Annotated in this window: 8 protein-coding genes; 6 read left to right on the forward strand and 2 right to left on the reverse strand. The window is 51.5% G+C overall.

Going from position 1 to position 10642, the window contains the following annotated elements; translation table 11 throughout:
• Positions 1 to 14: 14 nt before the first annotated feature.
• The 3 genes from MED297_RS19330 (at position 15) to MED297_RS19340 (ending at position 3614) form a co-directional block, all read left to right on the forward strand.
• Positions 15 to 1049: a DUF3810 family protein gene (locus tag MED297_RS19330; RefSeq protein ID WP_008048023.1), complete on the forward strand. Its 1035-nt coding sequence runs from the start codon at positions 15 to 17 to the stop codon at positions 1047 to 1049.
• 139 nt (positions 1050 to 1188) lie between these two features.
• The gene (locus MED297_RS19335) at positions 1189 to 1656 is read left to right on the forward strand and encodes a putative pterin-binding protein (RefSeq protein WP_050762958.1); all 468 of its coding nucleotides are present in this window, start codon (positions 1189 to 1191) and stop codon (positions 1654 to 1656) included.
• 26 nt (positions 1657 to 1682) lie between these two features.
• Positions 1683 to 3614 carry a bifunctional diguanylate cyclase/phosphodiesterase gene (locus MED297_RS19340; RefSeq protein WP_008048025.1) on the forward strand — a complete coding sequence of 644 codons (1932 nt, stop codon included), beginning with the start codon at positions 1683 to 1685 and terminating at the stop codon, positions 3612 to 3614.
• Here the strand turns inward: MED297_RS19340 and MED297_RS19345 are convergent.
• Positions 3599 to 4408 carry a Rossmann-fold NAD(P)-binding domain-containing protein gene (locus MED297_RS19345; protein ID WP_008048026.1) on the reverse strand — a complete coding sequence of 270 codons (810 nt, stop codon included), beginning with the start codon at positions 4406 to 4408 and terminating at the stop codon, positions 3599 to 3601. The two genes, MED297_RS19340 and MED297_RS19345, sit on opposite strands and share 16 nt — an antisense overlap.
• 80 nt (positions 4409 to 4488) lie before the next feature.
• Between MED297_RS19345 and MED297_RS19350 the strand changes: the two genes are divergently transcribed.
• The 3 genes from MED297_RS19350 to MED297_RS19360 all read left to right on the forward strand — a co-directional run bounded on the left by MED297_RS19350 (position 4489) and on the right by MED297_RS19360 (position 8962).
• Entirely contained in the window at positions 4489 to 5400 is a 912-nt protein-coding gene (locus MED297_RS19350) for a hydrogen peroxide-inducible genes activator (RefSeq protein ID WP_008048027.1), read from the forward strand.
• Positions 5385 to 7466 carry an ATP-dependent DNA helicase RecG gene (recG, locus tag MED297_RS19355; RefSeq protein WP_008048028.1) on the forward strand — a complete coding sequence of 694 codons (2082 nt, stop codon included), beginning with the start codon at positions 5385 to 5387 and terminating at the stop codon, positions 7464 to 7466. Before MED297_RS19350 ends, recG begins: the two co-directional genes overlap by 16 nt.
• A 110-nt stretch (positions 7467 to 7576) precedes the next feature.
• Positions 7577 to 8962 carry an aminoacyl-tRNA deacylase and HDOD domain-containing protein gene (locus MED297_RS19360; RefSeq protein ID WP_008048029.1) on the forward strand — a complete coding sequence of 462 codons (1386 nt, stop codon included), beginning with the start codon at positions 7577 to 7579 and terminating at the stop codon, positions 8960 to 8962.
• A gap of 477 nt (positions 8963 to 9439) precedes the next feature.
• On the opposite strand, the gene MED297_RS19365 is transcribed toward MED297_RS19360, so the two are convergent.
• A complete protein-coding gene (locus MED297_RS19365) occupies positions 9440 to 10531 on the reverse strand; it encodes a hypothetical protein (RefSeq protein WP_008048030.1) in 1092 nt (363 codons plus the stop codon).
• Positions 10532 to 10642: the final 111 nt, after the last annotated feature.

The following is a 10642-nucleotide window of genomic DNA, read 5'->3' on the forward strand; positions in this document are numbered from 1 at the left end:
ATAGGAGCAACCTGATGCGGTGGCGATTGATACTGGTGATTGCAGGCATAGCCCTGAGCATCCTGCTGACGCACTGGCCGGACAGCGCAGCGGCCTTCCTTGAGGCTGTCTACGGAGAAACACTTTACCCCCTTATTCAGTCTGGTATGCGACATTTACCGCAGCCACGTGGGTTTGCCCTGGCCGATACGCTGTGGGTTGCAGTTCCCTTGTTGTTTTTATTACGGATGTTGTGGTTGTGGCGCGCCAACCTGATCCGCCGGCTACCGACGATGGTTTTGGAAACATTACTGTGGGGTGTATCGCTGTATCTGCTGATGATGATCACTTGGGGGATGAACTATCATCGCCCAACCCTTTACAGCCAACTGCAAGAACGCGGCTTCAACACCCGACTGGTCGACGGTCACTGGGCGTTCGCACTCGAGCAGACCCGGCAAACGCTGAACCAACTCCCAGATTCCACCGATTTGTGCGCTTTGGAAGACCTGTTTTCACCCGCGCGCCCATCCGCATTTCTGCATTCGGCTATGGCCGCGGCCGATTTAACGCCACCACCAAACCGAAACATCAGCTTTTCTGCCTGGTCAGCCATCTACACCCGCCTCAGCATCGGGGGCGTCTATGTTCCCTTTACCGGCGAGCCGACGGTCAACCGAAACATCTTCCCTGCGGCCAAACCCATGGTGATGACGCATGAGTTGGCCCATTGGGCCGGTTACGCACACGAGTACGATGCAGACATTCTGGCGTACTGGTCCTTGTGGCAGGCACCCGACCCCGTTTGGCAAGCGTCAGCCTGGTTACTGTGGTGGACAGACATTCGAGCCCCTGAATCCGTACGATCACAATGGCCGGAGGCACTCCGAGAGACCCTTGTCTGTTATCAGGAGTATCTGAGAGCCCAGCCACGCTGGGACATTCAGGACGCACTGTGGACCGTTTATGAAAAAAACCTCAACAATCAGGGCGTACAGGGCGGCATGGCCAGTTATCAACTTGGCGAAGCACTGGCGCTGATCACTTATCAAGACTGGCTGAGTCAATAAGCGTCAGAAAGACACGACAAACCTAACAAATACGCGGCAAAAATCCGACGCAACTGAATCGTTTAAGCACAATTTTTAAACAGCACCTCTAAATCGTCTATTCTACCATTGCGGCCTTTAAACTCTGGTGGAGACCTTCATGAAACGCCCTTTAATTGTATTGGTATTGCTCTCAACTCTGCTGACAAGCCCTGTGTTTGCCAGCGATGCCATCGTGCTGACGATCAAAGGTAATAATCAGGTCACCGAGTTGACGATGAATGACCTGTTGCAGACGAGTCAAGAATCAATCACTACTGCAACCCCGTTTTTTGAAGGTGAAATGACATTTCAGGGGCCAGCGCTGAAAACCTTACTCAATCAGTACGGTTACGACTATGCTCAGATCACACTGACCGCGCTGAACGACTATTCAGTCACCACCGATAAGGGTGAACTGACCAACCTCGACCCCATCCTTGCCATTCGACAAAACGCGCAACCGATGTCTGTCAGGGACAAAGGCCCGATTTGGGTCATGTTGCCACTGACCGAACAACCTGAACTCAACACGCCACAGTATCATCGGTTAATGGTTTGGCAGCTTAACCGGATCACGTTGGAATAACCTCGGATCTCAGCATTTTGAGAAAAGTGTCACTAACCCTGCAAAACCTGTTCAGCTCCCGCCTGGCGATCGGAGTACTGGTGGCTGTACTGGGCGCCATGCTGGTTGGAAGCATTCAAGGAGTACTCAGTGATCGACAACTGAGCCGAATATCGATGAGTGATCTGCGCATCGCTACCTGGAACCTGACGCGTTTCGATCAGGAGGCATCCGCCTTCGATCTCGCACTACAGTTAAGAGCCAACAACGCGGGCTCGCCCGATGAGGTGATCCTGCGCTATGACATACTCTGGAGCCGCTTTCAGTATCTGAGTGTGGGCCGAGAGTCCTTAACCACACGACTGCATGAAGACAACCATGACCGTATCCAATCTCTGTTCCTGCGCTATCAGGCACTGGAACCGCTGGTCTTCTCAAATGCACAAAGCCTTGATCTCGACCCGTTACTTGTAGAATGGTCAAACATCCGACAGGACATCAAACAGATTCTGATCGATAACTTTGTCGGCGGTGACAGCAGCGCGTTAATGCAGGAAATCGATACGTCACGTATACGCCTTGCCAATTTTCGCATGATCATCGTTGGCGTGTTGGCCATCACCATTACTTACATGCTGATGATGCTTTTTTACTTGCGACGACAGAATCGCTTCGATCGACTGACCGGCTTACCCAATCAGAACTATCTCAATGATGAACGTACCATACGCCCAGGCACGCACGTTATTGCCTGTCAGATTCTAAATTACCGTGCGCTACAGTCCGAGCTATCGCCCAGTGACACCGACATCCTGACGCAGACCGTTGGCAAGCGATTGACTAAAGTTCTGACGCCCGGCGATCAATTAATCGCGATCAGTCAGGATGAATTTATGATCGTGTCCGATGGACAGGCTCTGCGAACGACCGATGACTGGCAGCTCTTACTTTCGCAAGCCTATGCCTTTACCTGGTCTTATAAAGACTCTCAGTTTCCGATTCGTCTGGCGATTGGTATTGATGAACCCTCAGATCAAAGTTCGGCCTGGCGACACCGCTATCAAAAAGCATTGTTGGCCAAACAACGTGCCGTCGAAAAACGACAGCCGGTTATCGTTCACACTGACACCTTGTCTGATGCTCATCGACAGGAAAAAGCCGTTCTGAACAGTCTGATCCAGTTGTTCCAGGGCAAACCGTCCGATGTCGCGTTATCCTGTCATTATCAACCCATCGCCTCCATCAGCAATCCAAAGAAAATCGTTGCAGCCGAAGTCTTGATGCGTGTAAAACACAAAACGTTCGGTCCGATTGCCCCCAACAAGGTCGTGGATTTATGTGAACGAAACGGTCTGGCCATTAAACTGAGCCACTGGCTGTACCGCACGATTGCGGACGAGTGTGCGCCCCTATATCAGGAAAACCGATACCAGGGTAAATTGACTATTAATATGTCTCCATCGCTGCTGCGGCCGACACTCATCGACGACATTCATCAGTATTTGGTGAAGCCGGGCATTCCTGCGACCGCTATCTGCCTTGAGATCACAGAAGACAATGCGGCGCTGCAGATTGAGCAGGTGAATGCTCTGATCAGCGAACTGCAAAACGAAGGCATCTGCTTCGCGCTCGATGACTTCGGTACGGGTCATTCATCCCTTGAGTACATTCGGGATCTTAAAATCGACCGGCTCAAAATTGACCGCAGTTTTGTGACCGGTATTGATACCAATCCGAGAAACTACGACTTCATGGCCTCGATGGTCAAACTCACTCATCTATTGAACATGGATATCATCATTGAGGGCGTTGAAACCTTGGAACAATGGCAGGCGCTAAGCAGCATGGGCGATGTGTTTGTTCAGGGTTATTTCTTGCACCGGCCCATGCCCTTCGCAGATCTGGATCGTTTGTTAAGTCAAACCGATTCACAGTCGTCATTGCCCTCATTGGAAAATGTTCGTCAATCCAGGTTATAACCACCACTGAACGCTGTTGGGTACTGCCATTCAAAGCCACTGTCCGCTAATGCCATCGGGCTGAGCCGTTTTCCACGCTGAGGGGGGGCTGATAGATCAAACAGCGGCAAGCCTTCTTGTTTGCGAAACAGATTGAACATTGTCGTTAATGTCTGTGGTTCACAATCGCTGACGATATAGTGCGATCTGGGTGATTCAACCTGAAGCAGATGAACAATGGCCGCCGCCGCATCGTCAATGTGAATACGATTCGTCCACTTGTCGGCGTAAGAATCTGCTTCAGCGGTCAATGCCCGGCGCTTTAACCAGTCTCGTCCGGGTCCATAAATACCACTCAAACGAGCAATGGTTACTGTTGTCGGCAGCGACTGGGCCAGGGCTTCCATCTCCAATAAGATCTCCGCCCGCTCATCGCCTGCCGAGGCTTGGCTATTGTCATCAATGATGCCACCAGCATCTTCGCCGTAAACCCGGCTGGAACTGACGACCAAAACTCGCGAAGGACAATGACGCCATTGAGGCAAACTTTCATGTAGACGCTGCAACGGCGCCAGGTAAGTCCGACGATAGTTCTCCAGAGTTCGCTCACCGCGACTGGCCAGGGCGACGACCAGAATATCCGCCGCCAAGTCCGGCCAATAAGACTGAGCCAAATCCACCTGCACCTGATTAAACCCGAGGGCTGGCTCTGGTGTTGATAAGCGCATCGCTTCCACTGAGCCATTGCGCAGCCATCGCTGCGCGATGCGACGATTCAGTTGACCGGCACCGGCTAAGACCAGTTTTTCCGACATGCTAAACTCCGATACATTAAAGTCTTGTATGAAATGCGACAATCCGATAGTTTTCGCCTAAACAAACCGCAGACATCGCCATGACCTTAACCGAACTGAAATACATTGTCTCGCTGGCTCAGGAAAAACACTTCGGGCGTGCCGCCGCGGCCTGCCAGGTGTCACAGCCAACGTTAAGCGTGGCGATCCGGAAGCTTGAAGATCGGCTCGGCGTGGCGATCTTTGAACGCAATAAACAGGGGGTTACGGTCACACCGGTGGGCGAACAGATCGTTACCCAGGCGAACCGCGTACTGGAAGAAAGCCTGCGCATTGAAGACATAGCTGCATCGGGTAAAAACCAGCTGTCCAGCCCACTTAAACTGGGTGTAATTTTCACCATTGGGCCTTACCTGCTGCCCCACATCATCCCTCAATTACGTACCCATGCTCCTGACATGGCCTTAGTGATCGATGAAAACTTTACCGGCAACCTGCGCAAGCGCCTGCGGGATGGCCAAATCGACGTGGCCATACTGGCACTGCCCTTTGTGGAAACCGACATTCTGACCAAGCCGCTGTATGATGAACCTTTTGACATTCTCTTACCGGCTGTTCACCCTCTGGCTGAGCTGTCTGCCATTCCGGCGGAAGCCTTAACCAACGAACCACTGCTGCTGCTTGGGGAAGGTCACTGCTTTCGCGATCAGATCCTGGATGCCTGCCCGAACATTGCCATGGCAACCCGAGAACCAAACGGTCACATACAAACCATGGCGGACGGCACATCGTTAGAAACCCTGCGTCACATGGTCGCTTCCAACCTCGGCATTACCATTCTGCCTCGCTCGGCCACCGGTTCTCACCTCTACAACGAAAATCTGGTCAAAGTCCGGCCGTTTGCCGGCGTCAGCCCGACGCGAACCGTTGCATTGGCGTGGCGTACCAGCTTTCCCAGACCTTCCGCCATCGATGCGATTGAGTCCGCTATTCGATTATGCAAAATGCACTGACCCTATCTGCACCAATTTCCCGGCTAAAAGGCGCCGGGCCAAAACTAGCCGATAAACTGGCTCAACTTGAACTGACCTCAATCGGTGATTTGCTGTTTCACCTGCCCTACAAATACCAGGATCGAACCCGAATCACACCGATTGGCTCTCTGCGACTTGGCATGGCGGTGGTGATTGAAGGCGATATTCGCGGTACTCAGGTTGCCTTTGGTCGACGCCGCAGTTTGATCTGCCGGATTCAGGACGGCAGTGGATTACTGACCATCCGGCTGTTCCATTTCACAAAAGCGCAGCAACACGTTCTGAAAAACGGGGCAGCGATCCGCTGCTACGGCGAAGTTCGCATGGGACCAACCGGTTTGGAGATGATTCACCCGGAATATCAGGTTCGAGAACAGGGTGAGTTTGAAGCTCTGGATCAACGCCTGACACCACTGTATCCGACCACGGAAGGCATTCATCAGATCCGGCTTCGCAACCTCATTGAACAAGCGCTGGACGTTCTTAACGCGCAGGGAGGGCTCCCAGAATGGCTGCCACCCGATTGGCTCACTCCGTGGCAATTACCCTCTTTGACCGATGCACTGAGAACACTGCATCGGCCGGACCCAAACACGGACACTCAAACGCTACTGGATGGCGAGCACCCCGCTCAACAACGGCTGGCTTTCGAGGAGCTTCTCGCGCATCACCTCAGCCTGCAGGCATTGCGGCAAGCAACACAAGCCACCGGGGCACAACCAATTGCCAAATCCAAACGATTGGTGCCGGCATTACGCGATCAACTGCCTTTTTCACTAACCGGTGCCCAACAGCGAGTGTGCGGTGAAATTGCTCAGGATCTGGCACACCCATTTCCAATGCTGCGGTTGGTTCAGGGTGATGTCGGCGCTGGAAAAACACTGGTAGCTCTGATTGCCGCGTTGCAGGCGATCGAATCGGGCTTGCAAGTAGCCCTGATGGCTCCAACCGAGCTGCTAGCCGAACAGCATTTTCTAAACATGCAGGCCTGGTGCGAACCCTTAGGCGTTTCAATCGGCCTGTTACTGGGTAAAACATCGCGAAAAGACCGCAACCAATTGCTCGACGGTTTGGAAAGAGGCGAGGTTCAGCTACTAGTCGGAACCCATGCCCTGTTTCAGAAAGGCGTGGATTATCACAATCTGGGATTGGTCATCATCGATGAACAACACCGCTTTGGCGTGCAACAGCGCCTGGCGCTGAAAGAGAAGGCCAACAACGGCACGCCCCATCAACTCACCATGACGGCGACGCCGATTCCTCGTACCCTCGCCATGACCGCCTTCGCAGATATGGACATCTCCATCATCGATGAGTTACCGCCAGGTCGAACCCCGGTCACAACAACGGTGATCAGCCAGGATCGACGCGAAGCCGTGATTCGGCGTGTCAACGCGGCCTGCGACGATGGCCGGCAAATCTACTGGGTCTGCACACTCATTGAGGAGTCGGAAGAACTGCAGGCCGAAGCGGCAGAAGCCACGGCTAATCGCCTGGCAGAAGCATTGCCGGGGCGCCAAATCGGCTTACTTCATGGCAAACTGAAAGCGGCCGACAAGTCCCGCCTCATGGCTGCTTTTAAAGCCGGTGAACTCGACATTCTGGTCGCGACTACGGTCATCGAGGTCGGTGTTGATGTGCCGAATGCTTCGGTGATGATCATTGAAAACCCGGAACGACTGGGCCTGGCCCAGCTTCACCAGCTCCGCGGACGTGTAGGGCGTGGCACTACAGAGAGCTATTGCCTGCTTATGTTCGGGCAACCTTTGTCTGAGCAGGGAAAACAGCGGCTCGAGGTCATGCGCCAAACCAGTGATGGCTTTGTCATTGCCGAAGAGGACCTGAAGCTACGCGGCCCCGGTGAAGTACTGGGCACACGCCAGACCGGTGCCGTTGGCTTTCGGGTTGCCGATATGGAACGGGATGCGCATTTGCTGGAGCACATACCGGCTCTGGCGGATCGACTGAACCGGGAATATCCGTCCCATAGCCCACATATCATTGCCCGCTGGCTTATCAATGCAGATCGGTACGCTCAAGTGTAATCTGCTTCCAATGACCGTAAAGCTGTGATGTTATGCACTCAAAAAACATGGAGCCGGTCTATACTGTTTCCTAGACTTTGAGAAATCTACAACAAAAAGGAACGCCCGTCGTGGGACAACAAGCCAACGCAACTATACCCATTATTGTCCGTCAACATTTAGCGCACAAAAGCATTGCGCATGCGCTTGGACCGAACAAGCCGAACCTCAATCGTGCGGAAGTCTGTTTGCTGAACGACGATCAAGGCATGGTTCAGGTTTTTGTTCGCTCAGGGGATATTGTTGAGTTGGATAAAGTTAGGGCTTGTACGGATCGATCTCTGAACCCAATGACACAAAGCGAGATCGCGAAACTTAAAAAGAAACTGGGGGTAGAAACACTGCCAGCCTTTGACGATTTCATTCAAGCCCAAACCATTATCGACACACGATTGTTCGATGCAGCTCCAATCTATATTCACTCGGGGGCTTCTGATCAATTGTTAGCCGTCAAAGATGGCAACAGCCTACGAAGAAAAGACGACACTCAGATCGCCAGTGTCGCCAGTGAGCTCCCACTGCAGAATATTGATTACGAGCTCAGCCTCTTTGATCACGACCGGGAGCAGATCAACAGCGCAGTCACGCGATTTACCGCATTGCGTATTCGCCAACGCCTGGAAGAAACACTCGAGGTGCCACCTCTACCGGATACCGCCCAGGCCATCATTCGGTTAAGGGTTGACCCGGACGCTAATATCGAGAAGCTGTCTCAAATTGTCGAACGTGATCCCAGTCTCGCGGCACAAGTCGTCAGTTGGGCCAGTTCGTCATATTATTCAGCTCCCGGCTCTATTAAATCGGTACAAGACGCTATCGTACGGGTACTGGGCTATGACCTGGTTATGAACCTGGCCCTGGGTTTGTCACTGGGCAAATCCCTCGAACTTCCACAAGATAACGATCATGGCTTTCCTTCCTATTGGCACCAGGCGGTCTATGTGGCTGCCTGCGTCGGAACGATTGTCAGTGCGATTCCCAGAGAGTTTCGTCCGGGTTTTGGCCTGAGTTACCTCTCTGGTCTGTTGCACAACTTTGGCTATTTAATCATGGCGCATGCTTTCAGACCGCACTTTGAAACCACCAATGCCATGATCAGCCTGAACCGGCACCTCAATCACCAACACATTGAAAAACACGTTCTTGGAATTACACGAGATCAGATTGCCGCAAGCCTAATGCACAGCTGGAACATGCCGGGTGAAGTAACAATGGGGGTTCGATATCAGTCCGATCCTCAGTATCTGGGTATCAACAGCGACCAAGCACACCTTATTTATTTGGCGCGTCATCTGCTATCTGAGTACAACATGATTCCAGCCGTTCCTGAACGGTTTGATGATTCTGTATATGAGCATTTGAGTCTGGACCCAAAAGACGTTGTGCCATTAATGGAGCAACTGCGTGATAATCAGGCTGAACTGGACATGATCGCCACGAGCCTGACTCCAGACTGATCCGACCAATCCGCGATGACTCAACACGGTGCTGAGTCCATCAGCACCGCACCAACTCAGACCAGTCTTTGACCAGGGAAAGCCTTTAGCACCCTCGTAAGCCGCACAACATGGTGCTTGAAAACTGGCACGAAGATCGCTTCTTAGGTAGAGAGCTTCCCCATGAGCTCAACGGAATAATGATACCGAGACCAGAGACGGTCCAGCCTCACTGACAGAATAAAGATGGCATCCGCCAACGACTAAAAATCAAATTGTATGATCAATCGCAGCGCATTCGTTTCGGGTGCGCTTTTTTTGTTCATCGAATAGTAAAACTTATGAACCCAAAAACAGTTTAAAAAAACCTAAGAAGGAACCCGATTTGAACGACCATAACTCATAGCCTAAGAACTAATCTTCTATCAAAAAATAACGGGCACAAAAAAGGCCAACCCGAAGGTTGGCCCGATTTCTAGTTTTCAGAGGAATCTGAAATTAGAAAGAGTACTTCGCACCCAATGTAGCTTTGTTGTCTACGTCTGTTTTGAAGTCATACTCAGCGTAGTAAGTCACGCCAGCGTCAGAAGTAGTTGATGCACGCAGTTCCAGCTTAGGATCGTCAGCTTCAGCAGCGTCCAAGTTAGCCAGAATTACTTTTGCAGAAGCTTCATAGGCATCAGCTGCATAGGCAACTTTACCGAACGCTTCATCACCAGCGTCTTCAAGAGTGGTCAGCATATAGCCAGCAGAAGCAGTGATTGCGTCCATTGTGTACGCAACTTCAACTTTCGCGATTTCGTTGTTAGTTTCTACAGCAGTGTCAGGCTCTTGGTAAGAAGCCTTAACAGATGCATCGCCGAATGTAGATTCAGCAGCAACAACATACTCAAGAGAGTTATCATCGTTAGGGTTAGAAGTACCAGTGTAGTTAACAACACCCATTACGGTAACGGCGTCCGTAGTATATGTTACGCCAGCACCTGCGAACATTTCAGGGTCCAGATCTGCGTCTGCGCCTGGTCCAGAGAAGTAAGCTTCGCCTTCAACAGCGAAAGACAAAGCACCAGCTTCTGATGCATACGCTGCGGCCAGACCAGTTTTGGTACCAGCATCGTAAGTAGCAGGTTCGCCGTCTTTACCGAAGTTCAAACCTTGCAGCTGTACGCTTAGTTCGTCAGAGACCATGTAACGGAAAGCAACGTCGACATCAAGAGCAGTTTCTTCCATGTCTTCGTTGATGCTTTCAACATAGGTATCAGTTGCCATCAGGCTACCAACTTGACCGAAAGATAACTTGCCATCAGTTACAACCAGATCACCGATCAAGAAGTCAGTAGCACCTTCGTCAGATTCGATTCCGATTGAGCCAGAGAATGGACCATTTACAACGGTAGTTTCCATAGTAATACCGTAGTTGTAATCGTCTTCTTTCAGATCAACATCGTAAGTGACAGGATCAGCGTTCATGTCCAGGATGAACTGAGCATCCATAGCACCAGTGAACTCTGTTGTCGCTTCAGTATCAGCAGCAATTGCCTGAGCAGAGATAGCAGCAGCAAGTGCAGAAACTGCAAAAATAGCTTTCATTAGATTCCCCTATTTTTATTATCAAAACTGGTTTGGTGACCAGACTACTTGATTGAACTTTCAATCCGGAATTGGATTGTTAGTCCTTGTTATCATTAACACCGCATACAA

It is taken from the genome of Reinekea blandensis MED297 (genome assembly GCF_000153185.1).
Lineage (GTDB): Bacteria > Pseudomonadota > Gammaproteobacteria > Pseudomonadales > Natronospirillaceae > Reinekea > Reinekea blandensis.

Coding starts and splice junctions, on each gene's coding strand:
- MED297_RS19335 (WP_050762958.1), top strand. CDS start 1,189: ATGAAACGCCCTTTAATTGTATTGGTATTGCTCTCAACTCTGCTGACA.
- MED297_RS19330 (WP_008048023.1), top strand. CDS start 15: ATGCGGTGGCGATTGATACTGGTGATTGCAGGCATAGCCCTGAGCATC.
- MED297_RS19365 (WP_008048030.1), bottom strand. CDS start 10,531: ATGAAAGCTATTTTTGCAGTTTCTGCACTTGCTGCTGCTATCTCTGCT.
- MED297_RS19345 (WP_008048026.1), bottom strand. CDS start 4,408: ATGTCGGAAAAACTGGTCTTAGCCGGTGCCGGTCAACTGAATCGTCGC.
- MED297_RS19350 (WP_008048027.1), top strand. CDS start 4,489: ATGACCTTAACCGAACTGAAATACATTGTCTCGCTGGCTCAGGAAAAA.
- recG (WP_008048028.1), top strand. CDS start 5,385: ATGCAAAATGCACTGACCCTATCTGCACCAATTTCCCGGCTAAAAGGC.